The sequence below is a fragment of the Flavobacterium agri genome (assembly GCF_013401995.1).
In the GTDB taxonomy this organism is placed as follows: domain Bacteria; phylum Bacteroidota; class Bacteroidia; order Flavobacteriales; family Flavobacteriaceae; genus Flavobacterium; species Flavobacterium agri.
Genome location: NZ_JACBJI010000007.1, coordinates 164,385 through 184,058, shown reverse-complemented (window position 1 = coordinate 184,058; position 19,674 = coordinate 164,385). Strand labels below are relative to the sequence as shown.

Annotated in this window: 20 protein-coding genes; 13 read left to right on the top strand and 7 right to left on the bottom strand. The window is 47.1% G+C overall.

From position 1 onward, the window contains the following. Positions 1 to 44: 44 nt before the first annotated feature. A complete protein-coding gene (locus HZF10_RS15395) occupies positions 45 to 2,267 on the bottom strand; it encodes a M1 family metallopeptidase (protein WP_176007118.1) in 2,223 nt (740 codons plus the stop codon). 134 nt (positions 2,268 to 2,401) lie between these two features. Next, positions 2,402 to 3,931: a S8 family peptidase gene (locus HZF10_RS15390; RefSeq protein WP_176007117.1), complete on the bottom strand. Its 1,530-nt coding sequence runs from the start codon at positions 3,929 to 3,931 to the stop codon at positions 2,402 to 2,404. A 127-nt stretch (positions 3,932 to 4,058) separates the two neighbouring features. Here HZF10_RS15390 and smpB point away from each other — a divergent pair, with 127 nt between their 5' ends. Both smpB and HZF10_RS15380 read left to right on the top strand, forming a co-directional pair. Further along, entirely contained in the window at positions 4,059 to 4,517 is a 459-nt protein-coding gene (gene smpB, locus HZF10_RS15385; RefSeq protein WP_176007116.1) for an SsrA-binding protein SmpB, read from the top strand. Between the two features lie 11 nt (positions 4,518 to 4,528). Beyond that, positions 4,529 to 4,897, top strand: coding sequence for a helix-turn-helix domain-containing protein (locus HZF10_RS15380; RefSeq protein WP_176007115.1), 369 nt, complete (start codon positions 4,529 to 4,531; stop codon positions 4,895 to 4,897). On the opposite strand, the gene HZF10_RS15375 is transcribed toward HZF10_RS15380, so the two are convergent. After that, positions 4,894 to 5,535 (bottom strand): protein-L-isoaspartate(D-aspartate) O-methyltransferase, encoded by a 642-nt coding sequence (locus HZF10_RS15375; RefSeq protein ID WP_176007114.1) that lies wholly within the window; start codon positions 5,533 to 5,535, stop codon positions 4,894 to 4,896. The two genes, HZF10_RS15380 and HZF10_RS15375, sit on opposite strands and share 4 nt — an antisense overlap. 314 nt (positions 5,536 to 5,849) lie before the next feature. Here HZF10_RS15375 and HZF10_RS15370 point away from each other — a divergent pair, with 314 nt between their 5' ends. The 11 genes from HZF10_RS15370 to HZF10_RS15320 all read left to right on the top strand — a co-directional run bounded on the left by HZF10_RS15370 (position 5,850) and on the right by HZF10_RS15320 (position 15,486). Further along, the gene (locus HZF10_RS15370) at positions 5,850 to 6,812 is read left to right on the top strand and encodes a Gfo/Idh/MocA family protein (RefSeq protein WP_176007113.1); all 963 of its coding nucleotides are present in this window, start codon (positions 5,850 to 5,852) and stop codon (positions 6,810 to 6,812) included. 75 nt (positions 6,813 to 6,887) lie between these two features. Then, positions 6,888 to 7,778: a 3-hydroxyacyl-CoA dehydrogenase family protein gene (locus tag HZF10_RS15365; RefSeq protein ID WP_176007112.1), complete on the top strand. Its 891-nt coding sequence runs from the start codon at positions 6,888 to 6,890 to the stop codon at positions 7,776 to 7,778. Between the two features lie 70 nt (positions 7,779 to 7,848). Beyond that, a complete protein-coding gene (locus tag HZF10_RS15360) occupies positions 7,849 to 9,048 on the top strand; it encodes a DUF1015 domain-containing protein (RefSeq protein WP_176007111.1) in 1,200 nt (399 codons plus the stop codon). Beyond that, entirely contained in the window at positions 9,045 to 9,536 is a 492-nt protein-coding gene (locus HZF10_RS15355) for a hypothetical protein (RefSeq protein WP_176007110.1), read from the top strand. The genes HZF10_RS15360 and HZF10_RS15355 overlap by 4 nt, the downstream gene beginning before the upstream one ends. Before the next feature lie 73 nt (positions 9,537 to 9,609). Beyond that, complete coding sequence (locus HZF10_RS15350; RefSeq protein ID WP_176007109.1) at positions 9,610 to 10,272, top strand: YggS family pyridoxal phosphate-dependent enzyme; 663 nt, start codon at positions 9,610 to 9,612, stop codon at positions 10,270 to 10,272. A 45-nt stretch (positions 10,273 to 10,317) separates the two neighbouring features. Continuing rightward, positions 10,318 to 11,679 (top strand): exonuclease domain-containing protein, encoded by a 1,362-nt coding sequence (locus HZF10_RS15345; RefSeq protein WP_176007108.1) that lies wholly within the window; start codon positions 10,318 to 10,320, stop codon positions 11,677 to 11,679. Between the two features lie 21 nt (positions 11,680 to 11,700). Beyond that, positions 11,701 to 12,519 (top strand): ion transporter, encoded by an 819-nt coding sequence (locus tag HZF10_RS15340; protein ID WP_176007107.1) that lies wholly within the window; start codon positions 11,701 to 11,703, stop codon positions 12,517 to 12,519. Continuing rightward, positions 12,516 to 13,415 (top strand): tRNA (adenosine(37)-N6)-dimethylallyltransferase MiaA, encoded by a 900-nt coding sequence (gene miaA, locus HZF10_RS15335; protein ID WP_176007106.1) that lies wholly within the window; start codon positions 12,516 to 12,518, stop codon positions 13,413 to 13,415. Before HZF10_RS15340 ends, miaA begins: the two co-directional genes overlap by 4 nt. Before the next feature lie 80 nt (positions 13,416 to 13,495). After that, on the top strand, positions 13,496 to 14,128 hold the full coding sequence (locus tag HZF10_RS15330; protein WP_176007105.1) for a peptidase associated/transthyretin-like domain-containing protein: 633 nt from the start codon (positions 13,496 to 13,498) through the stop codon (positions 14,126 to 14,128). 3 nt (positions 14,129 to 14,131) lie between these two features. After that, entirely contained in the window at positions 14,132 to 14,755 is a 624-nt protein-coding gene (locus tag HZF10_RS15325) for a hypothetical protein (RefSeq protein ID WP_176007104.1), read from the top strand. After that, positions 14,755 to 15,486: an acyl-[acyl-carrier-protein] thioesterase gene (locus HZF10_RS15320; RefSeq protein WP_176007103.1), complete on the top strand. Its 732-nt coding sequence runs from the start codon at positions 14,755 to 14,757 to the stop codon at positions 15,484 to 15,486. Before HZF10_RS15325 ends, HZF10_RS15320 begins: the two co-directional genes overlap by 1 nt. Before the next feature lie 191 nt (positions 15,487 to 15,677). Here the strand turns inward: HZF10_RS15320 and HZF10_RS15315 are convergent, their stop codons facing one another. From HZF10_RS15315 to HZF10_RS15300, 4 genes are all read right to left on the bottom strand, one after another. Next, on the bottom strand, positions 15,678 to 16,394 hold the full coding sequence (locus tag HZF10_RS15315) for a response regulator transcription factor (protein ID WP_176007102.1): 717 nt from the start codon (positions 16,392 to 16,394) through the stop codon (positions 15,678 to 15,680). 10 nt (positions 16,395 to 16,404) lie between these two features. After that, positions 16,405 to 17,985 (bottom strand): sensor histidine kinase, encoded by a 1,581-nt coding sequence (locus tag HZF10_RS15310; protein ID WP_176007172.1) that lies wholly within the window; start codon positions 17,983 to 17,985, stop codon positions 16,405 to 16,407. A gap of 72 nt (positions 17,986 to 18,057) precedes the next feature. Further along, a complete protein-coding gene (gene coaE / locus HZF10_RS15305) occupies positions 18,058 to 18,642 on the bottom strand; it encodes a dephospho-CoA kinase (protein ID WP_176007101.1) in 585 nt (194 codons plus the stop codon). Then, positions 18,639 to 19,643: a glycosyltransferase family 2 protein gene (locus tag HZF10_RS15300; RefSeq protein WP_176007100.1), complete on the bottom strand. Its 1,005-nt coding sequence runs from the start codon at positions 19,641 to 19,643 to the stop codon at positions 18,639 to 18,641. The genes coaE and HZF10_RS15300 overlap by 4 nt, the downstream gene beginning before the upstream one ends. Positions 19,644 to 19,674: the final 31 nt, after the last annotated feature.

Genomic DNA, 19,674 nt, shown 5'->3' with positions numbered 1-19,674 from the left:
TAAAAAAAGCCGCCCGAATCGAACGGCTTTTTTGCACTATTCAATTATTCTCTTGTAAACGGTATTTTTTGTCCGCCCTCGGTAAGGATGACGGTTTTTTTGGCTTCATCGAACGTAAGATCGGGACCTGGCCCGTCCGCGCCGGCGAATGTATTGTTGCCTTTGTATTGCAGTCGGTATTCCTGACCTTGTACGCTTAAGTACAATCCGTCTTCTTTTTCGATGAAAACCAGTTTGATCGGTACTTGCTTGTTGGCGAACGCACCTACATAACCCGACACGTCCAAATCTTTCTCGAGCAGGCTTTTTCCGGCCGTCCAAACGTTGTTTTCGGCATTGATGTCGGGCAAAGTTCCCGCAGGATTCAACGTGATGGTCTCGATTTCGGAAGTCGATTTTTGTTTGAAGGTCCAAGAGGTATTGCGCTCCCAAACCTCAACGGGCAATTTCAATCGCTCGGTGCTTCCCGATTTATATTTGATGTCCATAACGACCGGAGCCGGCATCTGACCCAAATTATCGATCGTGATGAAAGCACCCTTGGCCGGGTCGTTTTTCACGTACATCACTTTAGAAACCGATTGATCCATCTGCCATTTGTTGAGGTACCAACCTCTCCAGAACCAGCTCAAATCCTCGCCAGCGACGTTTTCCATCGTGTGGAAGAAATCTTCGGGCTGCGGATGTTTGAACGCCCATCTTTCCACATAAGTGCGGAATGCGTAATCGAAACGTTCCGGCCCCAAAATCTCGTCGCGCAACATCTTGAGTCCGGCGGCAGGTTTGAAGTACAGGATAAAACCTATGCTCGATTCCTTCATGTTGTCGGGAGCGGTCATGATCGGCTCCATGGTTTGGGTCGTAAGCGCCAATTGGGAAACCGGAGTGTCGGGACGCTTGTATTCGCCGTTGTTGAACGCGGCCGTACTCAATCCGTTGATGAACGTGTTGAAGCCTTCGTCCATCCAACCGAACCAGCGTTCGTTCGAACCGACGATCATCGGGAACCACGTATGCCCGAATTCATGATCGGTCACGCCCCAAAGCCCGTCTTCCTTTGCCGTATATTCGCAAAAAACGATACCCGGATACTCCATCCCGCCTACTACTCCAGCTACGTTTGTTGCCGCCGGATATGGGAACTCAAACCACTTTTGCGAATAATGTTCGATACAAGCTTTCACGTATTCGGTAGAACGCGCCCACGCTTTCTGTCCGTCGCTCTCTTCGGGATAAGCCGAAATGGCCAGTGATTTCTTTCCGCTAGGCAAATTGATCCGTGCCGCATCGATTATAAAAGAAGCCGATGAAGCCCAAGCCACATCGCGAGCGTTCTTGATAGCATAATGCCAGGTCAGGTTGGTTTTGCCCGAAGGACGCGAATTAGCCGAAGTCACCTCGGCAGCCGAACGGATCGAAACCGTCTTGTCGCTTGTTTTGGCTTGGTTCCAGCGCTTGACCTGATCGGCCGTGTAGACTTCGTTCGCATTGAGCAATTCGCCCGAACAAACGACGATGTGTTTCGCCGGAGCGGTAATGTTCACGTCGAAATCGCCGTATTCCAGATAAAATTCTCCAGCTCCGAGATAAGGCGTGGTGTTCCAGCCGCGTACGTCATCGTAAACGCACATTCTCGGGAACCATTGGGCGACTTCGAAAATCTTGCCGTTTTTGGTTTCCTGGATTCCCATGCGGTCCGATCCGTAAACCGGAGACACGAACGAAAAGTCGATCTTGAGCGTAATTTTACTTCCGGGTTTGAGATTCGACGGAAGCACGACCTGCATACGCGTATCGGTAATAGTGAATTTCACGTCTTTTTCAGATTTGCCCGATTTGTCTTCGGTTACCAATTTCACCGACTTGATCTTGTGTCCGCCTTCAAAAACCTGTCCTCTCGCACCGTTGCGGCTTCCCGTTGGCGGAATTACGGCGTTTCCGCGCGAATCTTTCGCAAACAGGTTCTGGTCGACGTGCATCCACAAGAAAGCCAACGCATCGGGACTGTTGTTCGTATAGGTCAAGGTTTCGGAGCCCGTGATTTCGCCGGATTGATCGTTCAATGTAGCCGAAAGTTTGTAATCGGCCCGGTTCTGCCAATACTTTGGTCCCGGTTGACCGCTTGCGCTGCGGAATTCGTTTCCGTTCACGTTGTAGAATCCCGGTCCGAAAGCAGCACGCGAATCGTATGAAGACTGAGGCGGTGTCTGTTGGGCATGAAGTCCTGCCGCTATGGCGAAAGCGCCCAAAATCAAGCGTAATTTCATTTGTCTGGTTTTAAAGTTGCCGAATTTAAAGAATTGGTCGCATCCGTAAACGCGTTGTTACTAAATTATTAACGCAGATGCGAAAAAAAAGCCGCCCATGAGGAGACGGCTCTTCCAAAATTCAACTGCCACTATCATTGCACTGCGAGCAGCGCGTTTATGTTTCCATAGCCGAATTGGCTGTTTTTGTTCGGAAAAAAATAAGACGACTGACGCATGCGGGAAAGCACCTGATCGCGCGTCCACGACGGATAGCGCGACCAAACCAGAGCCGCCATTCCCGCAGTCGTGGCCGTGGCGACCGAAGATCCGCCAACATAATCGGTCTGGTTGTCGTAATAACTCACCACGGGAACTTTGTTGCCCGAAACGCTGCGTTGCATGGCGATGGTAAACTCCACTTTGCTTCCGCTGTGACAGTCATCGCATTTGACATAACTACCTTCTTTTACTCCCGTGACGGCCACCGTTTCGGCCATTGTCGCCGGAAAGATCACACCTACGAAAGTCGTGGCGCTCGTCGAAGTTCCCGCAGCACAAAAAATCAGTTTGCCTTTGCCGTAGGCGAATTTGATCGCGTCCGAAATCTTGCCGACCGAGAACAAATGCCCCATCGACATCGAAATGATTTTCACGTTGGCATTATTTCCCAAAGCCGTAAACGCTTTTTTGACGCCTTCCTGTTCCTGATAACCTTCCAAAACGACATTGGCAGCCGCCCGGTAAGTCACCAGATTGGAATTATAGGCGACTCCGACCGGCAATCCGTTGTCGTTTCTTGGAGCCGCTGCCGCAGAAGCCATGCTCGTTCCGTGTCCGCACAGGTCGTTCACGCCATCTGTAGTCGTCACCCAAGGCCACACCGAATCGACATAGACGCCATTTTTCTGGATACTTCTTCCCGATGAAAGCCCGTCGTTGAAATTGCTTCCCAAAAGGGTTTGCGACGGCGAAGTTCCGGTATCGACGATTCCGATGGTAATGCCGCTTCCCGTGCTTAACGTCCAGGCTTGGGGAACGTTGTGTTGCGTTAGCGTCCAGGCGACTTTCGCATTGGGCGTTATCGACGTATAATCGGCGGTGGCCAAAGCGACGGCATCATAACCGCAACCCGAACCCGAATCTACGCCCGAACTTGTCGTACTCAAATCTTTCGGCCTGTTCGCAACCGATTGATATTGGGAAAACCGATAATTGGCAGGCTCGACGTATCGGATGTACTTGGCCTTTCTCAAAGCGGCAATGGTTGTTTCCTTTTTGATGATTACGTCCATCGTATTCAGGATCGGATCGGAAACGATCAGGAAATCTTTGCGGTCGGCTTGTTCCAAATGGGAAATTAAATCGAGTAAATCGCTTTGGATCGTGGCATTTTTTGGCGATTTCGAACGCTCCAAATCGTTGTGGGAATCCCCGAATCCCACGGAAACAATGAAATCGCTGTGATAAAGCGCGCTCCAAACGAAATGGTCGTTAGCCGATTTCCAAAGAAAATCCCCATTCGATTTCAAGGATTTCTCAATTTGGGCGTTTATCTGTGAAGTCGTGAGCGCCTGTCGGCTTTCGCGTGAGTCGGTTGACCGATTATCTGTTTCATCGTTAGAACAGGAAGCCAGAACCAACAAAGAAAAAATCGCTAGAATTTTAAGGTAATTTCTATACATAATCACATGATTTTATTGGCTACATCTAAGATAATCAATTCATTAACAAAATTTTAGCAAAATAGACAAACTTATGAACAGCCACACATTTTGCCAGACGCGTGTTTTGCCTTAAATTTGCCGCCTGATGCAAAAAACCGTCAACATACTCAACAAACGCGCGCGTTTCGATTACGAGATCCTCGAGAATTACTCGGCCGGAATCGTTTTGACGGGCACCGAAATCAAATCCATCCGATTGGGAAAGGCCCAAATCGCCGACAGTTTCTGCGAATTCAACGAGCGTCATGAACTTTTCGTGATCAATGCGTCGATCGAGGAATACGCTTTCGGGAACACGTTCAACCACAAAGCCAAATCGGAACGCAAGCTGTTGCTCAACAGGCGCGAGCTCAAAAGTTTGGAAAAAAGCGTACAGCAAAAAGGATTGACAATCGTCCCGTTGCGTCTGTTCACCAACGAGAAAGGGTTTGCGAAACTCGACATCGCACTTTGCCGCGGTAAAAAGACGTACGACAAACGCGAATCTTTGAAAGAGCAAGACACCAAACGCGACATCGACCGCATCAAGAAAGCGTACCGATAAACTTCAAGACGATGCACGCACTCAAGGATTTACTCAAAAACGGACGCATCGCAAAAGCCATGACCACACGCCAGGTTTCGGAACGGCTCAAAATCGACCAGGCGCTCATCAGCAAATTTGAAAACGGATTCAGGCGACCTACGAGAAAACAGGTCGTCGATTTGTGCGCGCTTTTCGGATTGGATGAAAATGAAGCCGTATTGTGTTGGCTTACCGAAAAAATCCTGTCGGAAATCGAGGGCGAACCTTTAGGATTGGACGCGCTTAAGGCTGCAGAAACCCAACTCGGGCAAATCCCGAATCGTCAAGTAGACGACCAGTTCCAGAAATTGCTGCGCGAAATGGAAGCCTTGAAAGGAATGCTTGGCAATAAAGACTAATTTTTGTTTTCGAGCAACGGCACGAAACGGAATTCGCCGAACTCGTGCTTTTCGAATTTCGTCTCGTCTTTGCGGATAAGCATCGTCATGATCTGATTTTTGTCGCCGAACGGAATCACGAGTCTGCCTCCTATCTTGAGTTGCGCCATCAACGCGGGCGGAATGATCGGAGCGCCGGCCGTTACGATGATACTGTCGAAAGGCGCATGGTTGGGCAAACCTTTGTAACCGTCACCGAATGAAAGATGTTTTGGGCGAATGCCGAGTTTTGGAAGCAATACGGACGTTTGCTTGAACAGCTCGTTCTGTCTTTCGACGCTGTACACTTTTGCACCCAGATGATACAAAACGGCCGTCTGATAACCCGATCCCGTACCGATTTCAAGCACTTTATCTTCTTTATTCACCTGAAGCAATTGCGACTGGAAAGCTACCGTATACGGCTGGGAAATGGTTTGCCCGGCCGCGATCGGGAACGCTTTGTCCTGATAAGCGAAATCTTCGAACGAGGAATCGAGGAAAAGATGACGCGGGATTTTCGCAATGGCCGCAAGCACGTTCTCGTCGGTGATGCCTTTCTCCCGAAGCAGTTTTACGAGTTGGTTGCGCAAGCCTTGATGTTTGTTGGTATCTTTCAATTTTAAGGTCGGTTTGGAAGGTGTAAAGTTAGGATTTGTACAGGGTTTGTACAATTGTTCATTCGTTGATTTTTGATTTGTTGATTCCGACGAAGGAGGAATCTCAACCTTTGCCCATCGAATGAGATTCCTCCTTCGTCGGAATCCAATCACAGAAAAAATCGAAACCAGCACTTACCCATCATTCACATTTCACTTTTCACTTTTCACTTTTCACCATTCACCACTCACCACTCACCACCTATCTCACATTTCACACCTCACATTTCAAATTTCACCACCCAATCACTACATTTGCCCAAAACACGAACCAAATGCTTAAAGTTGGAGTTTTAGGTGCCGGGCATCTCGGAAAAATCCACCTGCGCCTTTTACAGCAATCAGAAAAATACGAACTGGTCGGATTTTATGACGAAAATGCCGATTATGCCGAGAAGATAGCCGCCGAATTCGGATACAAACGCTTCACCACCATCGCTACTTTGATCCATGCCGTCGACGTGATCGATATCGTGACGCCTACGCTGTCGCATTACAAATGTGCGCGCGTTGCCATCAAATCGGGCAAGCACGTCTTTATCGAAAAACCAATCTCGAACACGATCGAAGAAGCCGAGGAAATCATCGCATTGGCCAACGAATTCAACGTGAAAGGCCAGGTCGGACACGTGGAAAGGTTCAATCCGGCATTCATCGCGACGCGAGAGATGATCGAGAACCCAATGTTCATAGAAACACACCGTTTGGCGGAATTCAACCCGCGCGGCACCGACGTTCCCGTGGTTTTGGATTTGATGATCCACGACATCGACGTGATACTTTCGGTGGTCAAATCGCCCGTCAAAAACGTGCATGCGAGTGGCGTTTCGGTGATTTCCGATACCGAAGACATCGTCAACGCGCGCCTCGAGTTCGAAAATGGATGTGTCGCGAATTTGACCGCGAGCCGTATTTCGCTCAAGAACATGAGGAAATCGCGCTTTTTCCAAAAGGACGCCTATATTTCGGTCGACTTCCTCGAAAAGAAATGCGAAGTCGTAAAAATGAAGGATGCACCCGAAAATCCAGGCGATTTCGATATGATTTTGCAGAATGCGGAAGGCGTCAAAAAGCAGATTTACTTCAAGAATCCCGAAATTTCGGCCAACAACGCGATCCTCGACGAACTTGAAACGTTCGCGGACGCGATCAACAACAACACACGACCGATCGTGACTTTAGAAGACGGTACAGAAGCCTTGAAAGTCGCTTACCGCATCATCGCATGTTTTAAATAGTTTGAAGCGGAAGGTTTGAGTCGGAAATGGTCAAACCTTCAGTTTCAAACTTTCCTATAACTAAACAACTACCAAATGAAAAACATTGCCGTAATCGGAGCCGGAACCATGGGTAACGGAATCGCCCATACGTTCGCCCAAAGCGGATTTACCGTAAAACTTATCGATCTCTCGGAAAAGAGCATCGAAAAAGGCATGATGACCATCGCTTCGAATCTTGACCGTATGGTTGCCAAAGGAACGATTACCGAAGAAGACCGCGCCAAAACCATCGGAAACATCATCACGTATACCGACCTCAAAGACGGAGTGACCGGAGCGGATCTTGTCGTTGAAGCGGCGACAGAAAACGTTGAACTTAAATTGAATATCTTCCGTCAATTGAACGAATACTGCTCGCACGGAACTATTCTTGCGACCAATACGTCTTCTATTTCGATTACGCAAATCGCATCGGTGGTGACGCATCCGGAGCGCGTGATCGGCATGCACTTCATGAACCCGGTACCGATCATGAAACTCGTCGAGATCATCCGTGGTTACAACACGACCGACAACGTGACCAAAATCATCATGGATTTGTCTGAAAAGCTCGGCAAAGTCCCTGTGGAAGTCAACGATTATCCGGGATTCGTCGCCAACCGCATCCTGATGCCGATGATCAACGAATCGATCGAGACGCTTTACAACGGCGTTGCTGGCGTTTACGAGATCGACACCGTGATGAAACTCGGAATGGCGCATCCGATGGGACCACTGCAATTGGCCGACTTCATCGGACTCGATGTTTGCCTCGCGATCCTAAACGTGATGTACGACGGTTTCAAGAATCCGAAGTATGCACCTTGCCCTTTGCTTGTAAATATGGTTCGCGCCGGCAAATTGGGCGTCAAATCGGGTGAAGGTTTTTACGATTACAGCGAAAGCAAAAAAGCCGAGAAAGTCTCTGCACAGTTCAGCAAATAATTTTTAGCCACGAATTACACGATGTCACCAATCCATTAGTGATATTCGTGTAATTCGTGGCAAACAAAATATGCCCAAGATAACCCCATTTGCCGCCGTTCGTCCTACAAGAGACAAAGCCGCACTCGTAACATCGCGTTCCTACGACGATTATTCGGCTGCCGAACTTGCGGCCCAGCTCGATTTTAACCCGTTTTCGTTTTTGCACGTGCTGCATCCGGGTTATGTGAATGTGCAGAAAAACGATCCCACGAAGCGCTTTGGGCAAGTCCGTTCGAAATACACCGATTTCAAATCCGAAGGCATCCTCAAAAAAGAAACCCAGCCGATTTTGTACCTGTACGAAATGCAGTCGAAATCGCGCAGTTACACCGGAATCATCGCTGGAGTTTCCATCCAGGATTATCTCGACGGCAAAATCAAGAAACACGAAGACACGCTCGAATACCGCGTCGAGCAGTTCGAGGAATACCTGCATATCACAGGATTCAACACAGAACCGGTACTTATCGCCTATCCTGAAAACAAAACGCTTTCGGACTGGATTTCGCAAACCAAATCGCGTCGTCCGTTATACCTGTTCTCAAGTCCGAACCGCGACCGCCATACGCTTTGGCGCATCAAGGAACCGGCGCAGATCGAATGGCTTCAGTCTGAATTCGCGAAAATCCCGTCGCTTTACATTGCCGATGGACACCATCGTTCGGCTTCGGCGGCTTTACTTTACGAACGCGACAAGGATACCGGAAATGCCAATCTTTCGAATTTCATGGCTTTGCTGGTTTCGGAAGAACAGGTAAAAATCAACGAATACAACCGCGTGATCCGGGATTTGAACGGATTGAACGAGTCGGAATTCCTCAAAAAAGTAAGCGCTTCGTTCGACATCAGGAATTTGGGACAGGAATTATGGAAGCCGACACACAAAGGCGAATTCGGGATGTACCTGAACGGGAATTTTTATGCGTTGAAACCCCTGAACCAAACCTCGACAGTCGACGCCCAATTGCTTTACGACGAATTGCTCGCTCCTATTTTGGGAATCGGCGATTTAAGGAACGATGGCCGCATCGAGTACATTCCGGGAAACCAACCGTTGACAAAGCTTGTGGAATGGGTAGATTCCGATGAATTCGAAGTCGGGTTCACGCTGTTCCCGATCGCGTTCCAGGAAATCAGGGAATTAGCCGACCGCGATGAAATCCTTCCGCCGAAAAGTACGTATATTGAACCGAAAATCCGCAGCGGATTGGTAATCTATGAATTATGAAAAAGTTGCTTTGGTTGGCATTATTGGTTTCGTGCAATGTTTTTGCGCAGGATGAAAAGGACGCCGCTTCGGACAAGGCCTCACTTATGGAAGGCCGCCTGCGCGATGCCAAACCTACTTTTGAAACCAAACTTGCCGACGGCACACAATTATCGGTCTGGACACTTCCGGTAAAAGATGCAAGCGGCAAATCGACACAACAAATCGTACGTGCCTCGGCAAAAAATGACATCCGCCAACCCAACGAAGGGATCAAATCGATAAAATCGGAATTCAATTTTGCGAGCGGGAAAATTTCGGATGCGCTCTACAATGAGACTTTGATCGTGCAAAGCCCGACGCCATCCGTAACGAGCAAAAAAAAAGAATTCGTTTTTACCGATGGCGTACAATCCTCTCCTACAGTCGGTTCTATACCTGAAATTGAAGTTTTCATAAACAACGTATTATCCGAAATCGCAAAAATTTCCGCTTCCTCGAACAAGTGATTTCAAGTTGCGGAGCACGCCTTTTTCCGCTTCTTCCCTCATCAAAGTAAACGTACCTTTGCCAAAAACGATTATGTCGATCGCATCACAACTTCTCGAAATACAAAAATCAATTCCTGAAAACGTTACGCTCGTCGCGGTCTCCAAAACAAAACCCGTGAGCGACCTCATGCAGGCGTACGAAGCCGGACAGCGTATTTTCGGAGAGAACAAAATCCAGGAAATGACCGAAAAATGGGAACAGATGCCAAAAGACATACAATGGCACATGATCGGTCACGTGCAGACCAACAAGGTCAAATACATGGCGCCTTTCGTGACTTTGGTGCACGGCGTGGACAGTTTCAAGCTTCTTGCCGAAATCGACAAACAGGCGAAAAAGAACAACAGGACGATCGATTGCCTGTTGCAGATGCACATCGCCGACGAAGAAACCAAATTCGGGCTTGATGAAAACGAACTGTTCGAAATACTCGAATCCGACTATTTCATGAATCTTCAAAATATTAAAGTAAAAGGTTTGATGGGAATGGCTACGTTTACTGAAAACCAGAGTCAAATCGAAAAAGAATTCATTTTTCTAAAAACAGTATTCGACAAATTGAAATCTGCCGAATCCCGACCCAATCTCGACCCAAAAATCCTCTCTATGGGCATGAGCGGCGATTACCAGCTCGCGATTTCGTGCGGAAGCACCATGGTTCGGATTGGAAGCAGTATATTTGGCACTCGATAATCCAGACGGCAGTAGCAGCAATCCGCGCCTGCACTGAAAACAAATATGTACGCAATCCTCGACATAGAAACCACCGGAGGCCAGTTCAACGAAGAAGGCATTACCGAAATCGCCATCTATCGCTACGACGGGCACGAGATAGTCGACCAATTCATCAGCTTGGTGAATCCCGAAATCCCGATCCAACCGTTTGTGGTGAAACTCACCGGAATCAGCAATGCGATGTTGCAATCGGCTCCGAAATTTTTCGAGGTAGCCAAGCGTATCATCGAGATTACCGAAGGCTGTATCATCGTGGCCCATAACACTGTTTTCGATTACCGCGTGCTGCGCCTGGAGTTCAAAAGGCTCGGATATGATTTTCAGGCACAAACGCTCGACACCGTCGAATTGGCTCAAAAACTGATCCCGGACATGCCCTCGTACAGCCTCGGAAAATTGTCGCGCGCTTTGGGAATTCCCGTGGCCGACAGGCACCGCGCTTCAGGTGATGCGATGGCTACGGTAAAGCTGTTCAAGATGCTGTTGGACAAAGATGTAGAGAAAACGATAATTTCTACATTCATCAAGACCGAAGTCGAAAAAGGGATTGCGCCCAAACTGCTCGACATCGTAGACAAACTGCCTTCGAGATGCGGGATTTATTACGTACATCGCGAAGACGGCAAAATCATCTACATCGGCAAAAGCCGCAATATCAAGAAGCGCGTCAACCAACATTTTACGGGAAATCAGACCAAATCGAAGAAAATCCAGCTCGAGGTTTTCGACGTGACGTATGAGGAAACCGGTAGCGAACTCATAGCGTTGCTCAAGGAAAGCCAGGAAGTCAAAGTCAACAAACCCAAATACAACCGGGCCCAATCGAAGACGAATCTTCAATGGGCTTTGTACCAACAAACCGACAAAAACGGCTACATAAACCTTGTCCTTGACAAATACGACAGGAACAGGCAGGAAATTACCGCGTTCAATTCTATCATCGAAGCCAAAACGACGATGCATCGTCTTACGCAACGATATGAGTTGTGTCCGAAACTCACCGGTTTGGACGACGCCAAAACCAACTGCCAATCGTACACGGTCAAAACCTGCGACGGCGCTTGCATAGGCGAAATATCCGCAGACGTATACAACCTTCGCGTACAGGCTTTCCTGAACGATTATACGTTTACGTCCGAAAACATGATCATTCTCGATCGCGGCCGCAACGTCGGGGAACGCAGCGCGGTGCTTATCGAGAACGGCATTTACAAAGGGTATGCGTTTTTCGACCTCAATTACCAGGTGCTCAACAGCAAAGTGCTCCATAAAATACTGGTTCCGATGCCGCACAATCGCGACACCACGGCGATTATCCGCATGCATCTGAGGAGAAATCCCAAACTCAAGATCGTCAATTTTTAGGCGATTGCTTACCTTGTAAGTATGAACGAAAGCGCCAACAGCAAATTCAGGCACAAACTGCACACGGTCATTTACGAGGCCGACACGCCAGCCGGCAAACTTTTTGACCTGATCCTTTTGGGGTTGATCCTTTTGAGTATTGCGGCCGTGATGCTCGAGAGCGTCGCTTCGGTCAAAGTGATTTACGGTAAAGAACTCGCGGTAATCGAATGGGTCATCACCATTTTCTTTACGATGGAATACATCGGGCGTCTGGTCTCTGTAAAGAAGCCGCTCACGTTCGTCCTGAGTCTTTACGGCATCATCGATTTACTGGCTTTGCTGCCTTCGTACGTCGATCTTTTGTTCCCGGGATTCCATTTCTTGGTTGCACTTCGGGCTTTGAGATTACTTCGGATTTTCAGGATATTGAAACTCGTGCATTTTGTCGGAGCCGGAAACCAGCTAATGGATGCGTTGAGGAGAAGCCGTACGAAAATTGCGGTTTTCCTGTTTTCGGTAATCGTGATCTGCGTGATTCTGGGAACGGTCATGTATATCGTAGAAGGACCAGACAGCGGCTTTACGAGTATCCCGATGAGTGTGTATTGGACGATCGTAACCCTTACCACGGTCGGTTTTGGCGACATCACGCCTGCTACGCCTTTAGGCCAGTTCATTTCGGTGATCATCATGATTTTGGGATACGGCATCATCGCCGTGCCTACCGGATTGGTCGGCGCACAACTGATGAAGCAAGACGTTCAGCTCAACACGCAAAAATGCCCGAACTGCAACGCCGACCACCACAGAGACGACGCCAAATTCTGTTATAATTGCGGCCACAGCCTTAACAAATGAAATACCTGATCATCATCATCGGCCCGACGGCTATCGGAAAAACCGCGTTGAGCATCCAATTGGCGCACGCGTTCGATTGCGAGATCATTTCGTGCGATTCGCGACAGTTCTTTAAGGAAATGACGATAGGAACGGCCGTACCCGACGCAGAGGAATTGGCCGCTGCACAACATCACTTCATCCACAACAAATCTATTTTCGAGGAATATACCGTCGGAGATTTTGAAAAAGAAGCTTTGGCGAAGCTCGACGAATTGTTTCAAAGGCGCGATTTCGTCATCATGGTCGGCGGTTCCGGATTATATGTCGATGCCGTACTCAAGGGTTTTGACGAATTTCCCGAAATCGATGCTTCAGTACGCGAAAAAATCACGTCGGAATATGAAGCGAAAGGCATCGGTTATCTTCAATCTCAAGTCGAAAAGCTCGATCCGGTCTATTTTTCGCAGGTCGATACCCAAAACCCGCAAAGGCTGATGCGCGCTTTGGAAGTTTGCCTCGGAACGGGAAAACCTTATTCGTCGTTTCGAAAGCAAAAAACCAACAAACGCGGCTTCACTCCTGTCGTGATCGGTTTGGACGCGCCTCGCGATATCATTTACGACCGCATCAACAAACGTGTCGACGTTATGGTGAGCGAAGGTTTGGTCGAGGAAGCCCGCAACTTGCATCCGCATAAAAACCTGAACGCTTTGCAAACTGTTGGCTATCGCGAACTTTTCGATTATTTCGAAGGCAAGATTTCGCTGGATTTTGCCATCGAGGAAATCAAAAAAAATACGCGACGCTTCGCCAAACGCCAACTGACGTGGTTCAGAAGAAACGAATTGGCCACGTGGTTCGACGCCGGAAAGCATGAAGAAATCGTAAACTTCATTAAAAAAAAGGCGATTTGAAGCAACCTTTCTGGATTATTCCATCTGTAAGAAAAATCATGGCGTATATTTCCGTGATTTTGAACCTATAAAACCGACCGATGAAAAAACTTTTGCTTTTCGCATTGCTGACGACTTTGCTGTCGTGCGATGTCAGTTACGAACCCGAAACGCGTTACGTGCTCAAATCGCATGTGACCGATATTGATGGAAATCCCGCCGCGAACGTAAGGTGCGAACTTACGGCAGAAGATGAAGACGACAGCGATTTGCTTTCGGTTGGTTATACCGATGCGAACGGTAACTTGAAAATGGTGTTTCCGCAAGTTGAAGAAGGCTATGCCCGTTATTCGATCACTTACGCGCGGGTTAGCGATGTTTTCCAAACACGGACGTATTTCAACATCATGGATGAGCATTTTGAGAACGACTACACATTTTCCATAAATGCTACACTCGACCGTATTGATGAAACGGTCATCGTCCAGGTCCTTTATGAGCAATCCGATGCGAACCATGAACTTCAGGGTTCCTATTTTACGGGCATGCTCGGCGGTGAAGGCGTCGATTATTCGGACGATTTGGTAGATCCGGTCTATTCCCAAAAGGTGTATAAAAACCAAACCGTCCAACTGCATTATTTCGTTTTCGATGGCAATACGGGGCAAACGACCGAACATATTTCGGATGTGGTCGTAGGAAACGATAACCTTCAAATCATCCAAAACTACTGAAGCATGAAGAAATTTCTATACTGTTGTACGGCTTGCCTTTTTTCATTCATCGCTTCATCTCAGGATACGACTGCCGTCGCGGCGGAAAAACCGGTTGAGAAAACCGTTTCGGCCGTGCCACAAATCCGGTTCTACGGTTTTTATCCTATCCATTTCGGCGACCAACAATTTGCCGACGCTTATAATGCGAATCCGGGTTTCGGGTTCAATATCAGCCCGATCCGCTATAAGGATTTGCGCTTATTGCTCGGATTCGAACGCTCGACTTATAAAGTGGACAACCATACGCTGATCGCACAACCCGTAGACCAATCGTCTTATCAATCGTTGTTTGCGGCCGTATCGTATTCCATCGGATCGGAAACTTCTTTTTGCATCAAACCGACTTTGGGCGCAGGCGTTTCGATGCTTTACCTCAAAATAGGCAACGAGCGTTTCGGCAACCAACCCGCGAGCGACCTTCGCGCCGGATTGACCGCAGATTGGGCGGTTTACAAACATTTATCCGTATTTTTGACTGCGAACTACGTCCATTCGAATATCGATGTGGACACAGCCCAAGAATTGCACGACTTTTACTCGAAGGCGAATTCCGTGCAGGTCGGGTTCGGGTTAATGATACGATAATGCCGATAGCCGAAAACTTCACCTCTGTCTTCTCTCACGAAAGGAGAATCGATTTTACGCAATGCCTTCCGAACGGTTTTTTGCGTCTCACCGATTTGTGCAATATGTTGCAACTTGCCGCTGGCGAACATGCCGAACTTGGCGGAATCGCATTCAGCGACATGCAGGCACACGGCCAGGCTTGGGTATTGAGCCGCATGCGTGTCGAAATTCTGCAGTTGCCCAAATGGAAAGACGTCGTGACGATAAAGACCTGGATCGTGAATCTTGAGAATTCGCGTTCTGTGCGTGCTTTGGAAATGTATTTGGGCGACTTGAAAATCGTAAGCTGTGAAACGTTTTGGGCGGTTTTCAACACGAAGACGAGAAGACCCGAGGCACTTGCGTTACCGACGGATCATTTCGAGAAATTCGAACAAAATCATTCAACGCAAGAGCGTACTTCAAAAGTCGATTTGACGCAACTTTCGAACAAACTCGCCGATCACAAAGTGTTGCTTTCGGATCTGGATATCGTAAACCACGCGAACAATGTCAAGTATCTTGAATGGTGCCTGGATTATTTCGACGCGAAAACGCTGTTGAAAAACCAGGTCAAAGCCATCGACATGAACTTTATGAAGGAATTGGTTTTGGGCGATGAAGTTGAAATATCGTCAGATGCGAACTCGGAGACTTTCGGGATTTTGAAAGACGGGAAAGCCTGTTTCGGACTCAGGATTTCGTTGTAAAGATTATAGATGATAGACTGATAGATAATAGACGTCATGTGAAAAGACATCTCTCTTTTTTGACCAGCAAGAGATTGGTCGAGATTTGAATCGGACATGAATTTCTTTTTAGCCAGAAGAGTCTATTATCTATCCGTCTATCTTTTCGTCTTTAAAAAAAAATCCCCGGCGCTAACCGAGGACTTCTTCTCTTATTTCTCTGCTCCGTTTTTGACCACGAGCCTGAAACCTTCGCCGTGGATGTTCAGGATCTCGACGTCTTCGTCGCGTTTGAGGTATTTTCTTAGTTTGGCGATGTACACGTCCATACTTCTTGAAGTGAAGTAATTGTCGTCTCTCCAAATTTTGGTAAGCGCCAATTCACGCGGCATCAAGTCATTTTCGTGCAACACGAGCATTTTCAAAAGTTCGTTCTCTTTTGGCGAAAGTTTAATCGGCTCTTCATCTTTGTACGTAAGGAAACGCAATTTTGAATTCAGGTGGAAGTTGCCGATCTGAAACTCGAATTTCACGTTGTCGTTTTTCGTATCGGCCGCTTTGCGTTGCATGATTGCCTTGATTTTCATCAAAAGCACTTCAGAATCGAACGGTTTGTTCAAATAGTCGTCCGCTCCTACTTTATAGCCTTTGAGCACATCTTCCTTCATCGACTTTGCTGTGAGGAAAATGATTGGCACGTCTTTATTTTTTTCCCTGATTTCCTTGGCCAACGTATAACCGTCTTTGTACGGCATCATGACATCGAGTATACAGAGGTCGTATGTATCTTTTTTGAATTTTTCGAAGCCTTCCATTCCGTTCTTGGCGAGGGTAACGTCAAAATCGTTCAAGGTAAGGTAGTCCTTTAGGATAGCCCCGAAGTTTTGGTCGTCTTCTACTAGCAGGATTTTTTTATTTTCCGTTTCCATAGCTGTGCGCTTAGTTAATTAGTGGTATTTTGATTATGAAGGTGCTACCCTTCCCTTTTTCACTTTCTACAAAAATTTGACCGTTGTGGTCGTCGACGATGCGCTTCACGTAAGCCAGCCCTAATCCGTGGCCTTTCACGTTGTGTATATCGCCTGTATGTTCGCGGTAGAACTTTTCGAAAATGCGTTTCTGTGCCGCTTTACTCATACCGAGTCCGTTGTCTTTGACCCGTATGATGACGAAATCCTTCACGTTTTCCGTCGTAATGTCAATTTCAGGAATACCGGGCGTGTATTTGATCGCATTGTCGAGTATGTTCACGATCACGTTCGTGAAATGCACATCGTTGAGCAAAACCGTCGAGCGTTTGGCATTGAAATGCGTGGTGATCGTGCCTTGGCGGTCTTCTACGATCAAACTCACATGCTCGATAGCTTCTTCAAGAATGTCGTGCAAATCGTTTGATTCCTTCGTGATTTCAAGTTCCTTCTTCTCGAGTTTTGAAATCCTGAGTACATTCTCGACTTGGGCGTGCATGCGTTTGTTTTCGTCCCGGATCATTTGCAGATAGCGCTTCACTTTGTCCTGATCCTCGATGATCTTCGGATTCTTGATCGCGTCGAGCGCCAGGTTGATCGTCGCGATGGGCGTTTTGAACTCGTGCGTCATGTTGTTGATGAAATCGGTCTTGATTTCAGAAATCTGACGCTGCTTGATCAGCTGGTTCAAGGCACTCGAATACGCGATGATGATGATGAGCGTAAAGACTATGGAAAGTACGGTAATACCCACCAATTCTGAAAACAGGAACTTCTTCTTTTGCGGAAAACTTACGAGAAGCTGGTAATTGTTGCTTCCTTCGTCGTTCGTGAAAATCGGGATCGAATACGTCGCGTATTTGTCGTAGGCGAATCGGTCCGATTTCACTTTCGTAGCTAACCCGTTGCTGTAAACCGCATATTCGTAAGGTGTTTTCACCCCGAATTGATCGAGTTCCTTAGAAAGCAATTCTTGCAGTTTTTCTTTGGTAACCCTTTGCTGGATGGGCTGCACGGCGGCAACATCTTTAAAATAAATCTCGAATTGGGCTTCGTCAAGAATGGCGTCGCTACCCGATTTCTCGATTTTGATATCGGGAGTCGTCTTAGACGGCATGCCCGAAACATCCATGTTGTTATTGTTGTAGATCTCGGTCGTGCGTTTGGACGTGAAACTCTTGATCCTGGTGCTATCTGAAATTTTATCAAAGAACGGTGACAGGTTGTAATCTTCGGCAAAAATGCTGTTCGAATACACGATCGTCTCATTGGTACGCTTGTCGCGCTGGTAATATCCGAATTCGAGAAAATCGCTTTTGACAGGTGTCTTTCCGGTGCTGTCCTCGAGATGTCTGTAACGGCTGATGTAGCGGTACATTTCCTGTTTCAACAGCTGTTCAGACACGTTGCTCATGATTTGCTTGACGTGGAAACGAAACTGTTCATCGTTGTTTTTGAACGATGTATTGAACCAGTAAACCTGAACAAGTATGATACCGATCAGGGACAAACTCATAAGAACGACGAGCAATCGGAAGAACAATTTATTCATCATTCACAAAATTAACATTTTAACATTTAGACGTTCGATAGATTAACCAAACATTAACATCCACCCTAAAAATTACAGTTTTTTCAGAGTTTTAAAGATTTTAACGACTTCTTCACGTGTGGCCTCAAGGTCGATGTTTACTATGATAAAGTCACTTAACGACGCTTTTTTTTCGTCGCTCCATTGATTTTCCATGCGATAGATCACGTCCTGTCTCGTAACCGAATCCCTTTGCATTACGCGTTCGATTTTCGTTTCGAACGGAGCCGTAACCGTAATAACTTTCTCACAATCCTTATAACTTCCGCTTTCGAAAAGTATGGCCGCTTCTCGAATAACGAAAGGCACATCTTTGTAATTGTCCAACCAAGCCCTAAAATGCTTTCGCACAGCCGGATGCACCAATGAATTTAACGTTTCAAGTTTGTTTTTATCTGAAAAAACCAAGGTTGAAAGCTTCTTTCTGTCCAAAACTCCATCAATCACTACGTCGTTGCCGAAAATATTTTGAAGAGAGACAAGCATTGCGGGCGTTTTCATAACTTCTTTGGCTGCATCGTCTGCATAATAAACCGGAACACCCAATTCCTCGAAATAACGTGCCACGGTCGATTTGCCGCTGCCGATTCCTCCCGTCAACCCGATCACTTTTGTCATTTCTTGAAGAATAATTCCGGGAATACGGTTTGGGGTTTGCGTTTGAGCAGCCTCACGTTAACGAAAGACTTAAGAAAACCGACGCCATATCCGTAAAATTGTATCGCAATGGCCACTATCGAGTACGCCCCTATCTTGAGATTGTTTTGGGAAGCCGATAAAATAAACGCGAAAGCGAAGTAAAAAACATAAGCGAACACGAAATGCCAAATCCCGAAAAAAGCGAGCAAAACCGCGAGGATTGCACCAAGGACAAACACCGTCGGTGCAAAAAAAGTGAGTTTGGCGTATTTGGGATACCAACTGTCCAGAATCGGTCTCGCTTTCCCGAATTTGTTGACCTGCTTGTAAAATTTGTTCCAGTCGATGCGTCTCTTGTGAAAAACATACGCTCTCGAAAAAAGTCGTGTCTTGAAGCCCATTTCCCATAAACGTATCGACAAATCGGGATCTTCACCGGGATGAATGTCCCCGAATCCTCCCGAAGATTCGAATGCCTTTCGCGACAATCCCATATTAAAGCTTCTTGGCTGGAATTTGTCGACAGTTTCCGATCCGCCGCGTATGCCACCGGTCGTCATAATCGAAGTCATCGCGAAGTTGATCGCTTTCTGAATATCTGAAAATGATGGATGCGCCGCATCGGGACCGCCGAAACAATCGACGTAGTTCTTTTCGAGTTCGGTGTCGACAATCGAAAGGTATTCTTTGGGAATCAGGCAATCGGAATCGAAAATCAAAAAGTAATCGCCCACTGCTTTTTCCATACCGAAATTACGCGAATCGCCCGGACCCGAATTCGGTTTGAAGTAATACGAAATCTGTAATTTGGATGAATAGCTTTCGGCTACATGCTTGCAAGGGATTGAAGATCCGTCCTCGACGATGACAACCTCAAAAGGCTTCGCGAACGTCGATTGGGCAAGGCTTTCCAAAAATTCCTGCATCTCGTCGGGGCGATTGTACACCGGAACGATAACCGAAAAATAAAATGGCTTCATCTTAACAAAGATAGCCTTTCAAAACGAAAAA